Consider the following 15,599-nt stretch of genomic DNA (forward strand, 5'->3'; position numbering starts at 1 on the left):
GCCGTGTCCTTTCTCCTGGAGTTCGTCCGCGACCCCTTCACGGTTGGCGCGATCGCGCCGAGCAGCCCGGGGCTGGCCCGGATGGTCACGCTGGCGGTGCCCCGGACCGGTTCTCCGGTCGTCGTGGAGCTCGGACCCGGTACTGGCGCTTTCACGGCGGCCATCCAGCAGCGCCTGGATGGCCGCGGCCGGCACATCGCTGTGGAGATCAATCCGCGGTTCGCGCGGAGACTGGCCGCGCGGCACCCGGCGGTCGACGTGGTGAACGCCGACGCCAGGGACCTTCCGGCGGTGCTGGCGCGGCGTGGGCTCAGGCGGGCCGACGTCATGGTCAGCGGCCTTCCGTGGGCGGCGTTCGGCGAGGATCTTCAACGCGACGTGCTGTCCTCGGTGGTGGCCACGCTGCCGCCGCACGGCGTGTTCACCACATTCGCCTACGTGCACGCGCGGTGGGTCGCATCCGCGCGGAGCCTGCTGCGATCCGTACGGTCGCTGTTCGACGAGGTCGTCCTGAGCCGGACGACGTGGGCGAACCTCCCGCCCGCGATGGTCTACTACTGCCGTCGGCCCCAGCCGGCGTCGTCCGACAGTCAGCGGACGTCCCAGTGGCCGGACTCGGTGCCCCACCTGGGGGGCGCTGCCTGACGTACGTCGTCTCGGCTGGGTCGACTGGATGGGGTGCACAACCCCAAGCGTGTGCTCTTCGATCGTGCGCTCGCCTCCGTCGAACAGCACCCCGCCGCCTTCGCCGAGGTAGGCGAATACGCTTTCCGCAACGCCGTCTCTGGCGCGCCCCCAACCGTGATAGTCGACGGCACGATGAGTCCCGAAGTACTGCACCTCACCCAGTACACGGCTCAGCGCCGCCAGCCAAGCGGCGAACCGGTCGTTCTCGGGAGCGCGGGGAAGCGGCGAGCGCCTATCGGTCGAGCCGCGGTGTAAGAAGCCAGTTGCCGTGCTCGTCATACTCGGCGCTGACCCCGCATCGCGCCAAGTGGCTGGAGTGAGACGGGCTAAGGTTCAGCGCGGCAGAGACGGCGTCGGCGCCCCCGTCGCGCACAGCGAGCCACTGGAGTTTGTGACCGAAGCCGAGCGCAACGTCCGTTATCGCGTGCTTGTGAGCGATTGCGGAAAGGTCCTCGTGCAAGTGATCGCTTTCTCGCCACCGGCCCAAGGACCGTAATTTCGATCCAGCCCTTTGGACTCGGTCATCGACCAGTCATATTCGTCCATGGCATCGGGATAGACGTACCGGGTGATGGGAGGATGCCGACCGGATCGCTGATGTCCGTACTGGTTGACGTTCGGCATCATGACAGGCATGAACGTCGAGGAACTGATCGCGCGCCATCCGCAGGTCTTCCACACGATGTCGGCGACTGCTTGGCCATCGGTGCAACAACATGGCCTGCTGTCCACGCAGCAACTGATCGATCTGTTCGGCCTCGACACCAGCGAGCGTGAGCGACTCCTGAGTGCACCTCGCAAGCAGCCCACCGTTCTGCGCGCGCCCGGCCTGCCCCCGGCCGTGATCCGCGATCAGAAGCCGATGAAATTCATCGCCGAGAAGATCGATCCTGACTCCTCGCTGATCGAGTACCTCGCCGCCATCAACTCTCGGGTCTTCTTCTGGGCCAGTGCAGAGCGACTGGACCGGCTCCGTCAAGCAAGGGAGTACCGCACCGAGGACCAAGTCGTCCTGCACGTCGATACCCGCGCTCTCGTCGAGCGACACGGCTCACGAATCGAACTCTGCCGGCTCAACTCTGGCGCGGTGACGCAGAAGAACCATCCCACGCGAGGACACCAATCCTGGGTGCCGATCGCCGACTACCCCTACGACGAGTACCGCCGCCGGTTCGGCCGCGATGGTGCCCTTGTCGAGGTCACCGTCTTGGATGCCGTCCCTGACATCCTCGACCTGACAAACAAGATCGAAGGCGCCAGCTAAGGAGTCTCCACTCCTCCCAGCCACACGGTGGCGATGCTCTCAGGGGTTGGCCCTGCGGGTGCATCGTCCGCCCGCGCTCGACGGAGTAGCGTTGCCCGCCGTCAACTCCGATTCAGCGTCAATCCCCAAGCGCCCGCTCTAGACCCGGTGCCAGGTCGGCGTGGGTCAGGCGATGAACCGCACCTCCGGGAAGGCCGGGTTCGGGCCGCTGAGCAGACGCTGCGGCTGGTGGCGTAGGTGCAGGTCGAAGAACGCGCGTGGGTAGGCCTGCTGGATCCGCACCGCCCGGGTCGGGTCGAGGGTGCCGATCCAGCCGGCGAGGGCCTCGTCGGGCATGCCGATGATCGTTGCCAGTTGCGGGATCAGCCACTGGAGGTCGCAGTACGACCCGTGGGCCGCGCCCTCGGCGTGCACGTTGAGCCGCCATCCGCGCAGGTGTGACCAGAACTCGGCGACGCTCGATTCGGGGGCCCGGGTGTACTCCGCAGTCAAAAGCATGAACGGCCGGACCAGGTCGGTGGCCGGTGGGGCCGATTCCATCGGGCCGTCGAAACTCACCCCGGCCCGCACGCGCCGATCGGTGTTCATGACGAGCGCGGTCGCGGTGGCGCCCTTCGACCAGCCGAACATGCCGACGCGACGCAGGTCGAGTGCCGAGCCCAGGCCGGCCGGCAGGGCACGGCACTCGGCATCTGGGTTGCGGCCGGCGGCGAGGTCCTCCACGCGGTCGAGGACGAACCGGACGTCGTGGGCGGAGTCCCATGGCGCGAACGGCAAATCGGCGGGGACGGTGAGGCGGCCGTCGGGAGATTCGCCGTACGCGTCGTACGTGTGATCCACCGTGACCACGGCGTAGCCGTGGCTGGCGAGTTCCTGGACCACGATGGTGGTCTCGGATCGGTGACCGTTGTTGCCGTGGGAGAACACGATCACGGGCAGCTCCCGAGGTGTCCGCAATGCCGGAGCTCCCTCGTGGCCGGCCGTGAGGGGCGCCGCCGCGATGTCGGCGTCGAAGTTGCTGGCCGAGAGCAGCGCGCGCGTCGGCGCGGCGGGCATCCACGGCGTCCGCGGATGGTGCCGAGCGTCCCGCGTGGCGGGGTACCAGACGCTGGCCATCAGTTCGCGGTAGCGCCCCGGACCGGCGACGGGATCCGGGCGTGACCTGTCCACAAGGTGCAGCGCCACGGTGCCCACGGGGTGCGGCCCGGTGGGCGGGGGCAGCGTGAGTCGGGGCGGGCCGGACGCGGCCTTCACCGGGGCAGCCCACCCCCGGCCGGCGCCACCGAGCGGCACGGCGACTCCGGTGACGAGCGCGGCTGCGAGTAGTCGTCGGCGGTTCAGTGCGGTGGTCATGGATCCTCCGGGAGGTCGGTGTTCTCGACTCGTGCGATGAGCATCTTCAGACGCCTGACCTCCGCGGCGAGCGCCGCACTGCCGGCGGGGGTCAGCGTGATCCAGGTACGGCCGCGCCGACCCTCGTAGCCCTTCTCGACCCCGATCAGGCCGGCCGTCTCCAGCACGCTCAGGTGCTTGGACAGGTTGCCGGCGGTCAGTTCGAGCTGGGTGCGCAGGAAGCCGAACTCGACCCGGCGGGCCTCGTGCGCGATGGTGAGGATGCCGAGCCGGACCCGCTGGTGCACCACGTCGTCGAGGTCTGTGACCGGATGCGCGGGCGCGGTCCCGTCCTGTGCTGGGGTGTCGTCGGGGTCGGTCATCGGGCTCGCCGCAGCCGCTGGGCGAGCGCGAAGCCGGCGCTGCCCAGCAGCAGCAGTCCGCCGCTGATGACCAGCATGGGCGCGAACTGCCAACGGCCGCCCCAGTGGACTGCCCAACCGAAGGTGATCGGCACGAGCACCACCGTCAGGTAACCGACGGCGAACAGCAGCAGCGCGGGGTGCCGTTCCAGCCAGGCCAGCACCAGCAGTGCGAGCCCGATCCCGCCGGTCGGGGTGAGCAGCCGGAACAGGACCTGGACGGAGGTGGACGGGTCGAGGAGCTGCGGGTCGGGGACGATCCACGCCCCGGTGCCCGCTGCGAGGGCGGTGAACAGCACGACCGTGAGCGCGACACCGGTGAGCACGTACGGTCGCACCCGGGCGTCCACTCCGCGGGCCCGGGCGACGCGCAGGTACCCGCGGGAGATCACCACGTACGCCAGGAGCAGCGCCGCCAGCCAGTAGAGCTGCGGGGCTGGTTCCCAGACTTTGCACACCTGAGCGCCGTCCATTGCGCGGCAGTCGCTGGTGACTGTGGGGCCCCAGCCGGAAACGGGAATCGCGCCGAAGGTCACGACGGCCAGCACCAGCAGCGGCAGCCACGTCACCCGCTGGGTCAGACGTACTCGGCGCGCCAGGCCGCGCGCCTCAGCGAGGAGCCGGCGGGGATCGCCGTCGGCGGGAACCGCATTAGAAGTCATGCCAACAGGTTTCCACAACAAACTTATTGGCGATAGTGCCGACCGCGTACGAGTATCGCGTCCCGCACAGCAGACTCCGCCGCTAGCGGCGTTCCACGAACGGGATGATCTCGGCTCAGGCGTTGTCCCACCGCCGGATACCGGTCGCCCCACTTGTCGGCGACGTCGTCAAACGCGGCCCTGGCAGCTTGCGCGTCGACGGCCGTGCAGATCGGCTTGATGTCGTGCTTGAGCGCGTCTCAGTACTTGCGGGAGGCGAGCCGGAACGTGTTGCGAATCAGACGGATGATGCACGTCTGCACCCCCGTGCGGGGCCGCACGAGCGGCCCGGTGACCGAGACCAAGCCCTGCCTGGCAGCCCTACCTAGCGGAGGCGATCTGCGCTAGGAACGCAGGTCTCGGCGGTGGTAGCCGGCCACGCCGAGCACGGTCAGGAGTGTTGCTATGGCCAGCATGACCGCTGGGGCCGTCAGGCTGGCCTCGGTGAGTGGTACGGGCGCGAGGTGAGCGAACGGGGAGATGTCGCGTACCCAGTCCGGCGCCGTGACGCTGTCGACGACGACGAGCACCAGGAACCCGCCGGTGGTGGGAAGGCCGCCGAGGACCATCGTCCAACGTGGTATCCAACCAACCGCGAACACCGCTGCGCCGAGGCTGAGCAGTACGAGCGGAAGGATGTTCCAGGTGCCGCGCAGTGCGGCGCCCGCGGCCAGATCGCCGCCGATGGCGGTTACCCCGAGCCAGGTCGCCAGACCGCCGCCGGTGACCAGCACCGCCGCGGCAACGGCGGTGACCGCTAGCTCGGTGCCGATCAGCCGGGTCCGGGTGATCGGTTGACTCGCGAGCAAAGTCAGTCGCCGGTCGGTCTCGGCGGTCACGAAGGCGGCCATCCGGACGGTGGCGAAGCCACCGACGGGCATGGCGAGGATCGCGAACAGGGTCGCGGTGAATCCGCTGATGCTGCCCAACCCGTCGAAGCCGGCCTGGGAGGCCCCCTCGGCCAGGGCCGGATTGTCGCGCAGGAATTCGGTGACCGACACCGCGGTCAACCCGATCAGCAGGTAGTAAGCGCCGATACCGATCAGCCAGCCGGTCAGCGGCCGCGATGCCCGGCGTACCGCGAACGTTTCCGTGCTGGCCAGCAGCAGGGTTCGCGGCTGCCGTCCGGACGCCGCGAGGATCAGACCATCGTGAACGTCGCGGCGGCGGGCCGCGGTCAGGGCCAGCACGGTGATGAGGGCGGTGGCGGCGGCGAGCAGGAGCAGCGGCAGGACACGGTTGTGGACGTAGGGGCCACTGAGGGTCAGCAGCCCGAACGGTGAGAGCCAGTGCAGCCAGCCGAGTGCGGTGACCCCGTCGCCGGTCATCCGGGTCAGCAGGCCGCAGCCCAGCACCGCCACGGCTGCGCCGGTGGCCGGCGACCGGGCGGGGAAGATTTGGGCCGCCAGTGCGGCGACCGCGGTGAGGAACATCCCGAGCATGCCTGTCCCGGCACCGTGCAGGAGGGCGCCTGCCGCTTCGGTGCCGGACAGCAGCAGGACGGCCGTGATGGCGGTGGCGGTGGCCACGCTGACCGCCATCACGGGGGCCAGGTGGCGCAGCAGGACGGCCGGTGCCGCAAGACGGCTGGACAGCAGCAGGTCCCAGCGCCCGGCGTCCTCCTCGCCGCGGGTGATTCGTGTGGTGGTCAGGATCGACCAGGCGCCGAGCAGGACCGCGATGACGGTGCCGACTCGCCAGACGGTGAATCCGCCCGCGGTGTCGAGGCCGACCGGGGCGCCGAACAGCGTGCGGATCGCCGGGTTGCCGGCCAGAGCCCGCAGGCTGCCGGCTGCCTCCGGGTCGGCCATCACCTGTGCGTAGCTGGCGGCGACCAGCGCGGTCATCCCGGCAGCCAGGCCGATAATGATCAGTGCACCGCGTCGCACCTGACGGATGGCCAACCAGGTGACAGCCCGGCCCGGCGCGGGATCCGCTGCCGGGTGGGGGTTGGCCGGGGCGGGGAGGGTGTCGAGGCTCATCGGGCCGCCTCCGCCCCGTAGTAGTCGAGGAAGATTTCCTCCAGGCTCGGCTCCCGCATGCTCAGGGCGGTGACCTGCGCGGCGGCGAGCGCCCGCAGAGCGGGGCCGGGCTCGCCGGTCAGGGTGAACCGCAGCCGTCGCTCGCCGGCCGGTTCCAGCGCCTCGACGCCGGGGATCACGCTCAGGTCCGGTGCGATGCCGGTGTAGGTGATCGTCACTTCGGCGCGGTGCAGGTCCCGCAGGTCGCTGATCGTCGAGACCGCGGCGAGCCGGCCGGCGCGCAGGATGGCGACCCGATCGCAGACCGCTTCGACCTCGGCGAGTTGGTGGGAACTCAGGAAGACGCTCTGCCCCCGGTCGCGGGCCTGCCGGACCGCCGTGCGGAACTCCCGTTCCATCAGGGGGTCCAGGCCGCTGGTCGGCTCGTCGAGCACCAGCAGCCGGGCCCGGGTGGCGAACGCGGCGATCAGGGCGACCTTCTGCCGGTTGCCCGTCGAGTAGGTGCGAGCCGGTTTCGACGGGTCGAGGGCAAAGCGTTCGACGAGGTCGTCGCGGTAGGCCAGGTCCGTTCCCGGGCCGGTGCGGGCTTGCAGGTGCAAGATCTCGGCACCGGTCAGTTGCGGCCACAACGCCACATCGGCCGGCACGTACGCAAGGTGCCGGTGCGCGCGGGCGACGTCGGCGGCGTCGACGCCGAACACCTCGGCCCGCCCGGCGGTGGGCCGGGCAAGGCCGAGCAGAAGGCGGATGGTGGTCGACTTGCCGGCACCGTTAGGACCGAGGAACCCGAACACCTCACCGGGAATGACGTCCAGGTTCAACGCATCGAGAGCGGTCAGGTGGCCGTACCGTTTGGTGAGGTCGACAGCGCGCAGCGCGAGATCGGTCATCGCAGGGGGCCTTTCGGTCGGCGTGATTCAATGACCGCCGACCAGACTTCCCGGCACACCTGGGGGTCACCGTACTCCCCGCCCGCATCGACAGGAAGCCCTGCCACGGTCAGCTCGTCAGGAGTAGCTGAACCGGTAGTACCAGGAATATTCCGAACCAGGGAATAGGGCGACGTGTAGTGGGCCGGGCCGCGATGCGCTTGCTTCTTGACATCGAGTTGGGTGTGGAGGGCGAGTTGGCCCTGCCCTCCACACCGCTCACAACATTGGTCAATGGTGGTCTGGTCGGTCTTCCCGGTCAGATCAGGTCGATGCGTTCCTGGGCGATTGGGTAGCCGGCCTTGGCGAAGGTGGCGGCCATCGCGACGTTGGTCTGGTCGGTGGCAGCCACGATGCGGTCTGCGCCCTCGTCGGCGAGCATGTGGGTGGCCTCGACGAGTAGGTCGTAGGCGTATCCATGGCCGCGGTGCTCGGGCACGACTGCGATGTAGCCGATGACCGGGTCGCCGTAGTTGCGGCTGGGGACGCTGAGGCCGACCAGTTCCCCGGCGGGGGTGTAGGCCAGGCGCCACCAGTCGCGTGGGCTCGGCTTCCAGCGTAGGTAGTCCAGTGATTCCTGGGCGGCCGCGTCCAGCCCGGAGTTGGCGATGGTGCGGCGTGCGTGGGCGTCGAGACTGCCCTGGTGTATCCGGCGGAAGATGTCGAGGATTGCTGCGTCATCGGGCTCGGGCCGAAATTCGAGGCGGCCCGGGCGTTGGGGCACTCCGCAGTCCGGCGTCCATCGGTATCGGTAACGCTTGACCAGCGGTGACAGGCCAGCGGTCTTGGCCGCGTCGATGCGGGACTGGGCCTGTTGCCGGACCGTGGGGTCCTCGCGCCAGCCGGTGGGCAGCAGCAGGGAGTACTCGGCGTGGAGCGGCGCCGTGCGCAGTAACTGCACTGCGGCGGCTTGGTCGGTGAAGTCGAACCAGTCCAGGGCCAGCGGTTTGTCGTCTTCAGGGCCGGCCCACCAGGCGGCACGAGCGACCACCACGCCGTCACGCAGGGCGACCCAGGTCCACTCCGGGCGGTACTGGCCGGCTGCGGCCATGTCGGTGTAGGTGTCGCCGAACGCGGCGAACCCGACGAGCCCGGGGTCGGGCAGGGATTCGAAGAGATCTTCCTCGCCTGCGGTGAGGGGGCGGATGACCAGGTCGGTCATGTGGGTTCCTTTCGGGTAGCGATGTGCTCCCGTTCAGATCCTCGACGCCCTCGCAGTCGGGTGGGAGCACGTGACTGTCATCGTGGCCACGGTTCCCACCTCCTTCGTCCAATCGAGGGCGCCGGCGAAGGTTAGCAGCATGATCGAATCGATCACAACGGCGATAATGAAGGCGTATCGGCGCATCTAGATCCCTGACGGTCGGGTCGTGGCCTAAGGCTTGGCGAATCCGCTCTACCTCTGTCGGGTGCCGCCGCTGATGGTGGGGATGCCCAAATCGATTGGTCCGACCCGTGTGGCCCGGTGATCAGCGCGCTCAGTTTGGCCTCGGCGGCGTCGAGGCTGACCTGGAGTCCTTGGACCGGCACCGCATACCGATCGAGGCCAGCAGGCCCGAGCTTCGTAGTCCGGTCAACACATCGCAGCCGCCTCCGCCGGTCGCGACGACCGAGCAGCACGGTGTCCGGGTCGCGAAGACGGCCCGTCACCCCAGCGACGACCGCTTCGGTGGTGATCCGAGTGCCGTACTTCCTGGAACGCTAGACCCGGCACCGGCCCGCACCTCGGCCGGAACCACCGAGCGGGCCACGCCGGCACGCATCATCGGGGTTAGGGTGCCATCTATGGAGTGGGACGACGAGGCGTATCGGTTGATCGATCCCGGTGAGGCCGAGCGGCGGTTCTCGTTGTCTGCACATGTTGGTTATCCCTACGCCGACCCTGCCGACCAGCAGGAGATTCGGCTGTTCGAGGGCGATTGGACGGTCGACGGGGACCTGATGTCGGCGTTCGACTTCACCCGGCCGCCGTACCACGTCATCATCGACGGCGACCTGACCCAGGTCGGCGAGCTGACCTGGGTGACCGACGACCGCTCCTCGTTCTTCCTGGTCTGTGGCAATGTGGAGGCCCGGGCGGTGACGCTCGGCGGAGTCACCGCAGGGCCGGAACTCGTCATCGGCGGGAGTCTGGTGGCAGAAGAGGGCGTGCTCGGCGACTGCGACGAGCCCGGCGGCCGGCTCGTTGTCCACGGTCGTACGCACACTCCGATCGCGTTGGTACTCGACGCCTTCGTCATGGATTTTCGTCGGTCGCTGGACGGCGTCGCCGTCGGCGAACCGAGCGCCTTCGTCGGGTCGCATCCTGTCGCCAGCTATGCGGACGCACTGCGCCCCGGGCTTATCGTCGACGGCGAGTTCGACAGGGAAGCGATCTGGGAAGACCTGAGCGCTGGCGGCGCCGCTTCCCTCCTGTGGTCGCAGTACAACCCTCGGTCGAACTGACCGCCTCTGCGGGGGCAGGCAGGTGGATCCGGGTCAGGGCGTCGGTGAGGGCAGCCTGCCACTCCGTCTACCTCCACCAGGTGCCCGACCGCCCGAGAGTCGACCTCGCCGAGCAGCGGGCGGGTCCGGTCGAGCTCGTCGACACAGTTCGTCGGACCCGGCATGGTCCCGAAGGGCATGTGGGGCGGCACCTGCGCCTGCACCGCTACCACCTCGGAGGTTTCGATCACTGTGGCCGGAAACATCACCGATGGGACCAGGCGTCGGCTCACCGAAGGGCCTGCGCGCCTGCGGGTGCCTGACCGACCTGGACGCCGACCACGCGCTCATCCGGCTGCGCGAGAAGGGCGGCACGCGACGCGGGCAACCCACGACACCGATGCTCGCCAGTCGACTGGACGATCAAGCCCGCGCCCGCGGCGCCGTCGCACCGACCGATGCGCTGGTGCTCTACCGCAATGGCCACCCCGCCTCTTACCGGCGCTACGACCTGATGTGGAAACGCATCGGCCGACACGTGGGTCGCGGCGCGGGGAGGAGGCTGATCGAGGATCAGGCCGTACCCTGGCGGTTTACCCGCCCGTCCCGGGCCGCCTTCGACCGGCTGTGGTCGCGCTCGGTGCCGGCTGATCCGGTCGCGGTGCGCTCGTGCCGCTGGTTCGGCGAGTGCTCCACCGTGGCCCCCTGCCGACCCCGTGCGCCGCTGCCCGGGTGCCGGCGGCCCCGCGCCGACTCGCCGCCGCTGTCATGCTTGTTACGCTGTTGACTGCCCATGTCAGGGCGGATACCCCATGCCTCGGCGCCCATGCTTCGAGCGGGACGGCTTCGGGGGAAGGACGTCGAGCTGTTCGAGTTCGACGGATCTCCGTTGTCGGGTTAAGGGGTGTATCACCCAGGCCCGTAACCGGTCCGGCCGGCTACAGCTGTTGTGCCACACCACCAGCGACCCCGATGGCACTGGTTGCTGACTTGTTTGTCGCTGCTTCGGGTAGCTACCCCCATGCGTGGTGCCCAGGAACCTTCGCCCGATCCGCCCTCCGGTGTCGACGCTGTTGCGGCCGAGGTGCGGGAGGCGGCACAGCGGGCTCGCCAGCGTGGGCGTCAGGGTTGGCGGGTGCGGCTGCGTCTGACGAACGTCATCCTGGTGATCACGGTGCAGGCGGCACTGGCCGCGGCGTTGTCCTGGTTTATCGGGCACGACGTGTTGGGCATCCCTGCGCCGGTTTTCGCTCCGTCCGCGGCGGTCGGGACGATCGTCGCGGCAATCGGCCAGCGGGTCCGTCGAACCGTCCAGACGCTGGTTGGCGTGGTGATCGGAATCCTCATCGGGGATGCTCTGCTCTATACCGTGGGCCCGGGACCGGTGCAGATCGGTCTTGCGGTGGGGATCGCGATCGCGTTCGCGTTGATCCTTTCCGGTGGCAGCGGCGCGACCGTGGCCCACGCGGGTGCTTCGGCTGTCGTGATCGCGACCCTGTCGCCGGTGGATCCCGACCTCGAGTGGCCAAGGATCCTGGATGCCGTCATCGGTGGGGCGGTGGGGTTGGTGGTGGTCACGCTCCTGTTTCCGGTCAACCCGATGCGTGTTCTTGACCGGGCGGCCACGCCGATCGTCCAGTTGGTCAGTGCAGAACTACGCACCATCGCGACCGCTCTGAACGAGCGTGACGCGGAGCAGGCGACGGCGTCCCTGCAGCGCCTGCGGGACTCGGGACCCGATCTCGCACGATTGTCGCAGGCGCTTGACGGGGCGAAGGAGGTGGTGAGTCTGGCGCCGGTGAGATGGCTCAGGCGAGACGATGTGGAACAGTTCGCCCACTTCGCTGAGCATGCTCAACGCCTGATTGGCGACGCACAGGATCTGGCGCGTACCTCCGCGACCGTGGTGCAGTACGACGAGGTGGTTCCGGCTGAGCTGACCACGACACTCAGGCAACTGGCCGACGCCAACGAGCACCTTCGAGCCGAACGCGTATCGGGCCGTGATCCGCAGCGGGCGCGGGCGACAGCCCTGGCGGCGATGCACAGCGCTCGCAGAGCCGGCGACGTTGCCACCGGCCGGTTCAGTCAGACCCTGGTCACCCAGACGCGGGTCGCGGCGAGTGACCTGCTTCGCGCCAGCGGTCTCGATCCGGAGACGGCCAACCGGCTGACTCGGGAACGTTACGGCGAGAGCGCCTGAGTTGGCAGAGGGGATGCCCCTGGCGGCACAGGACTTGTTCGCGGACTGCAGCTGCGCAGCAGCCTGGCCGTCTGCCAATGCCTGACCCGGAGGCCGCTCATCGAGGAAACGACACCCACGCGACGCGGCGGACGGGGTGCTGGTCGGTGGGGAGTCGGGGGGCGATGGCGACCCGACTCCTCATCTTCTCTCGCCGTCCCCATCGCCGGGGTGGCGCCACCGCGGCGGGGCTTCCTCTCCCCGCTGTGAGTCCAGCGGGTTCTCGTCGGCCTCCCTGGTCGGCTCGAAGCTCGGTCGTCGGGCCTGCTCCGGGTCCGGTACCTCGATGGGGCGGGCACCGGACTGCGGGATCTGCTGGTCGCCGGCCAGGCCCCCACCGCCGCGGGCGCCTTCGACACGGGGCGACTCCGGCGCGTGTGTCTCGCGGTGCAGCTCCTCGCTGACGCTCTGTGGGGGTTTGGCGGCGCGTTGCGGCAGGTCACGGCCGAGGTCGGCGACCCGGGTGCCGTACTTGGCGTCGAAGGCGGGGCGTTCGGAGCGGATCCGGGGTATGCGGTCGAAGTTGCGAAGCGGCGGTGGGCAGGTTGTCGCCCATTCCAGGGAGTTCCCGTACCCCCAGGGGTCGTCGACGGTGACGGCGGCGCCGAACCGCCAGGATTTCCAGATGTTGTAGATGAAGAACAGCGTGGACGCACCGAGCACGAACGACCCGATGGTGGAGATGGTGTGCAGGGTGGTGAAGCCGTCCTGCGGTAGGTAGTCGGCGTAGCGGCGGGGCATTCCGCGGTTGCCCAGCCAGTGGTGGACCAGGAAGGTGGTGTGGAAACCGACGAACATCGTCCAGAAGTGGACCTTGCCGATTCGTTCGTCGAGCAGTCGGCCGGTCATCTTCGGAAACCAGAAGTACACGCCGGAGAATGCGGCGAAGACGATGGTGCCGAAGAGGACGTAGTGGAAGTGTCCGACGACGAAGTAACTGTCGTGGACGTGGAAGTCGACCGGCGGGCTGGCCAGCAGCACGCCGGTGAGGCCGCCGAAGAGGAAGGTGACGAGGAATCCGATGGCGAACAGCATCGGGGTCTCGAAGGTCAGTTGCCCCTTCCACATGGTGCCGATCCAGTTGAAGAACTTCACTCCGGTGGGCACGGCGATGATGAAGGTGGTCGCCGAGAAGAAGGGAAGGAGGACCTGGCCGGTGGCGAACATGTGGTGTGCCCACACGTTCAGGGAGTAGAAGAAGATCACCCACAGCGCCAGAACCATGCCCTTGTAGCCGAACAGAGGTTTCCGCGAGAAGACCGGCAGCACCTCACTGATGATGCCGAAGAAGGGCAGCGCCACGATGTAGACCTCGGGATGGCCGAAGTACCAGAACAGGTGCTGGTAGAGCAGCGGACCTCCGTTGGCGGCGTCGTAGATGTGGCTGTCGAGCACACGGTCCGACAGCAGGGCGAGGAGCGTCGCCGACAGCAGCGGGAACACCACGATGGCCATCAACGCGGTGATGAACATGGCCCAGGTGAACAGCGGCATTCGCCACATCGTCATCCCCGGGGCGCGCAGGGTCAGGGTGGTGGTGATCAGGTTGACCGAGCCGAGGATGGTGCCGACGCCCGAGAGCACCAGCCCGATGACCCAGAGGTTGCCGCCCACCCCTGGCGTGTGTTCCACCTGGCTCAGCGGCGGATAGGCCGTCCATCCGAAGTCTGCGGCACCTGCCGGGCTGATGAAGGAGCCGAGCACCATCAGGCCGCCGAACAGGTACAGCCAGTAGGCCAATGCGTTCAGCCTGGGGAAGGCGACGTCGGGTGCGCCGATCTGCAGGGGCACGAGGTAGTTGCCGAACGCGAAGGCGAGTGGGGTGGCGAACAGGAACATCATGATCGTGCCGTGGGAGGTGAACAGCTGGTTGTACTGCTCCTGGGAGAGGAACTGCATCCCCGGGCGGGCCAACTCACCGCGCATGAGCAGCGCCTCGATGCCCGCGGCGATGAAGAAGAAGAACGACGAGATCAGGTAGAGCAGGCCGATCTGTTTGGCGTCGGTCGTGGCAAGCAGCCTGAGCAGGGCGTTGCCGGGCACTGCGCGACGCAGCGGTCCGGGATAGCCGCCGAACTCCGCCGGAGCCAGGATCGCCCCGGGCGGCCGGTTCCCCGAGCCGCTGGCCGGGCTTGGCGACGCCGTCGAAGTCCAGGTCCGGCCGGCCCCCGGCGACCGGGGGACCGAGATCGCCGTACGGCTGCGTGACGGCGCCCGACTGCCTGCTGCCGCCGCGGCCCGACGGGTCACCGGCCGGGATCCGGAACAGGCGATCCGGGCTGCGCTGCGAGAGTCGAAGCAACTGATCGAGACTAGTGAGGTCCTGCATCCGGACTATCCGCCCACGACCGAGCCGACTCCGACGAACAAGCCACTGCGAGTGGCCACCGCACAGGGTCGACGGGAGGGACGGCTGTGAAGGCGCTGGTCTGGGAGGGAGCCAACGAGCTCGCGGTGCGGCAGGTGCCGGAGCCGCAGATCCGCAACGAGCAGGACATCATCGTACGGGTCCGTCGGACGGTGACCTGTGGGTCGGATCTGCACCTGCTCGGCGGGTACATCCCGTTCATGGAACGCGGCGATGTCCTCGGGCACGAGTTCCTCGGCGACGTCGTCGAGGTCGGCTCGCAGGTACGTAACCACACAGTGGGCAACCGCGTCGTCGTCTGCTCGTTCGTCTCCTGCGGCAAGTGCTGGTACTGCCAGCAACAACAGTTCTCGCTGTGCGACAACGGCAACACGAACCCGATGATCACCGAGAACGTCTGGGGTGCCGCGCCCGGAGGCTGCTACGGCTACTCGCACGCCCTCGGGGGCTTCGCCGGCAGCCACGCCGAGTTCATCCGCGTCCCCTACGCCGACCAGGGTGCCTTCACCGTCCCGGACGAGGTGAGCGACGAGCGCGCGCTCTTCGCCTCCGACTCCGCGCCGACGGGATGGATGGGCGCTGACCTCGCCGGGGTCAAACCGGGCGATGTCGTTGCGGTCTGGGGCGCCGGTGCGGTCGGACAGATGGCGGCTCGGGCGTCGGTGCTCCTCGGTGCCGATCGGGTGATCGTGATCGACCGACTCGACAACCGGCTCCAGATGGCGCAGACACATCTCGGTGTCGAGACGCTGAACTACGAGCAGCAGGACGTCAGCGGCGAATTGTTGGAGCGCAGTGGCGGTCGAGGCCCCGACGTGTGCATCGAGGCAGTGGGAATGGAGTCGCACAGCAGCGGTCCGCAATTCCTGTACGACCAGGTCAAGCAACAACTGCGCATCGAATCCGACCGCCCGATCGCCGCCCGGGAGGCGATCTACAACTGCCGCAAGGGCGGCAGCGTGTTCATCCTGGGCGTGTTCGCCGGCCTGGTCGACAAGTTTCCCCTCGGAGCGGTGATGAACAAGGGGCTCACGCTGCGCGGCGCACAGCAGCACGGACAGCGCTACATTCCCATGCTGCTGGAGCGGATGGCCCGCGGCGAACTGATCACCGAGCATCTCGCGACACACACCATGTCGTTGGACGAAGCGCCGCGCGGCTACGAGATGTTCAAACAGAAACTCGACGGATGCGTGCGAGCCGTCTTCCAGCCCACCAACTGATGATGCCGTCGCCAGTACCCGTCGC

General features: G+C 68.5%; 12 protein-coding genes and 1 pseudogene. 5 read left to right on the top strand and 8 right to left on the bottom strand.

What is annotated here, in order from left to right; all coding sequences use genetic code 11:
- Positions 1 to 3 precede the first annotated feature (3 nt).
- Entirely contained in the window at positions 4 to 645 is a 642-nt protein-coding gene (locus ACZ6NZ_RS05580; protein WP_465856059.1) for a class I SAM-dependent methyltransferase, read from the top strand.
- Between the two features lie 676 nt (positions 646 to 1,321).
- Positions 1,322 to 1,951 (top strand): DUF7002 family protein, encoded by a 630-nt coding sequence (locus tag ACZ6NZ_RS05585; RefSeq protein ID WP_465856061.1) that lies wholly within the window; start codon positions 1,322 to 1,324, stop codon positions 1,949 to 1,951.
- Between the two features lie 165 nt (positions 1,952 to 2,116).
- On the opposite strand, the gene ACZ6NZ_RS05590 is transcribed toward ACZ6NZ_RS05585, so the two are convergent.
- The 7 genes and pseudogenes from ACZ6NZ_RS05590 to ACZ6NZ_RS05620 all read right to left on the bottom strand — a co-directional run bounded on the left by ACZ6NZ_RS05590 (position 2,117) and on the right by ACZ6NZ_RS05620 (position 8,479).
- A complete protein-coding gene (locus tag ACZ6NZ_RS05590) occupies positions 2,117 to 3,304 on the bottom strand; it encodes an alpha/beta hydrolase family protein (RefSeq protein ID WP_465856063.1) in 1,188 nt (395 codons plus the stop codon).
- Positions 3,301 to 3,666 (bottom strand): winged helix-turn-helix domain-containing protein, encoded by a 366-nt coding sequence (locus ACZ6NZ_RS05595; protein WP_465856065.1) that lies wholly within the window; start codon positions 3,664 to 3,666, stop codon positions 3,301 to 3,303. Before ACZ6NZ_RS05595 ends, ACZ6NZ_RS05590 begins: the two co-directional genes overlap by 4 nt.
- Positions 3,663 to 4,367, bottom strand: coding sequence for a hypothetical protein (locus ACZ6NZ_RS05600; protein ID WP_465856067.1), 705 nt, complete (start codon positions 4,365 to 4,367; stop codon positions 3,663 to 3,665). Before ACZ6NZ_RS05600 ends, ACZ6NZ_RS05595 begins: the two co-directional genes overlap by 4 nt.
- Positions 4,368 to 4,495: 128 nt before the next feature.
- Positions 4,496 to 4,687 (bottom strand): annotated as a pseudogene (locus tag ACZ6NZ_RS05605) (transposase); the annotation flags it as partial.
- 63 nt (positions 4,688 to 4,750) lie between these two features.
- Positions 4,751 to 6,388, bottom strand: a complete 1,638-nt coding sequence (locus ACZ6NZ_RS05610) for an ABC transporter permease (protein ID WP_465856069.1) — start codon at positions 6,386 to 6,388, stop codon at positions 4,751 to 4,753.
- Positions 6,385 to 7,278, bottom strand: coding sequence for an ABC transporter ATP-binding protein (locus tag ACZ6NZ_RS05615; RefSeq protein ID WP_465856071.1), 894 nt, complete (start codon positions 7,276 to 7,278; stop codon positions 6,385 to 6,387). Before ACZ6NZ_RS05615 ends, ACZ6NZ_RS05610 begins: the two co-directional genes overlap by 4 nt.
- A gap of 298 nt (positions 7,279 to 7,576) precedes the next feature.
- Positions 7,577 to 8,479: a GNAT family N-acetyltransferase gene (locus tag ACZ6NZ_RS05620; protein ID WP_465856073.1), complete on the bottom strand. Its 903-nt coding sequence runs from the start codon at positions 8,477 to 8,479 to the stop codon at positions 7,577 to 7,579.
- A gap of 623 nt (positions 8,480 to 9,102) precedes the next feature.
- On the opposite strand from ACZ6NZ_RS05620, the gene ACZ6NZ_RS05625 reads away from it, so the two are divergent.
- Positions 9,103 to 9,762 carry a hypothetical protein gene (locus ACZ6NZ_RS05625; protein WP_465856075.1) on the top strand — a complete coding sequence of 220 codons (660 nt, stop codon included), beginning with the start codon at positions 9,103 to 9,105 and terminating at the stop codon, positions 9,760 to 9,762.
- A 1,114-nt stretch (positions 9,763 to 10,876) separates the two neighbouring features.
- Entirely contained in the window at positions 10,877 to 11,944 is a 1,068-nt protein-coding gene (locus ACZ6NZ_RS05630) for an FUSC family protein (protein ID WP_465856077.1), read from the top strand.
- 180 nt (positions 11,945 to 12,124) lie between these two features.
- Here the strand turns inward: ACZ6NZ_RS05630 and ctaD are convergent, their stop codons facing one another.
- Positions 12,125 to 14,077, bottom strand: a complete 1,953-nt coding sequence (gene ctaD / locus ACZ6NZ_RS05635; RefSeq protein WP_465857379.1) for an aa3-type cytochrome oxidase subunit I — start codon at positions 14,075 to 14,077, stop codon at positions 12,125 to 12,127.
- A gap of 321 nt (positions 14,078 to 14,398) precedes the next feature.
- Between ctaD and ACZ6NZ_RS05640 the strand changes: the two genes are divergently transcribed.
- Positions 14,399 to 15,574, top strand: coding sequence for a zinc-dependent alcohol dehydrogenase (locus ACZ6NZ_RS05640; RefSeq protein WP_465856079.1), 1,176 nt, complete (start codon positions 14,399 to 14,401; stop codon positions 15,572 to 15,574).
- Positions 15,575 to 15,599 lie beyond the last annotated feature (25 nt).

The sequence above is a fragment of the Micromonospora sp. NPDC047756 genome (assembly GCF_055587245.1).

What these genes read in the sequence shown, in the direction of transcription:
- ACZ6NZ_RS05585 (WP_465856061.1), top strand. Translation starts at nt 1,322, where the DNA reads ATGAACGTCGAGGAACTGATCGCGCGCCATCCGCAGGTCTTCCACACG.
- ACZ6NZ_RS05590 (WP_465856063.1), bottom strand. Translation starts at nt 3,304, where the DNA reads ATGACCACCGCACTGAACCGCCGACGACTACTCGCAGCCGCGCTCGTC.
- ACZ6NZ_RS05595 (WP_465856065.1), bottom strand. Translation starts at nt 3,666, where the DNA reads ATGACCGACCCCGACGACACCCCAGCACAGGACGGGACCGCGCCCGCG.
- ACZ6NZ_RS05600 (WP_465856067.1), bottom strand. Translation starts at nt 4,367, where the DNA reads ATGACTTCTAATGCGGTTCCCGCCGACGGCGATCCCCGCCGGCTCCTC.
- ACZ6NZ_RS05610 (WP_465856069.1), bottom strand. Translation starts at nt 6,388, where the DNA reads ATGAGCCTCGACACCCTCCCCGCCCCGGCCAACCCCCACCCGGCAGCG.
- ACZ6NZ_RS05615 (WP_465856071.1), bottom strand. Translation starts at nt 7,278, where the DNA reads ATGACCGATCTCGCGCTGCGCGCTGTCGACCTCACCAAACGGTACGGC.
- ACZ6NZ_RS05620 (WP_465856073.1), bottom strand. Translation starts at nt 8,479, where the DNA reads ATGACCGACCTGGTCATCCGCCCCCTCACCGCAGGCGAGGAAGATCTC.
- ACZ6NZ_RS05625 (WP_465856075.1), top strand. Translation starts at nt 9,103, where the DNA reads ATGGAGTGGGACGACGAGGCGTATCGGTTGATCGATCCCGGTGAGGCC.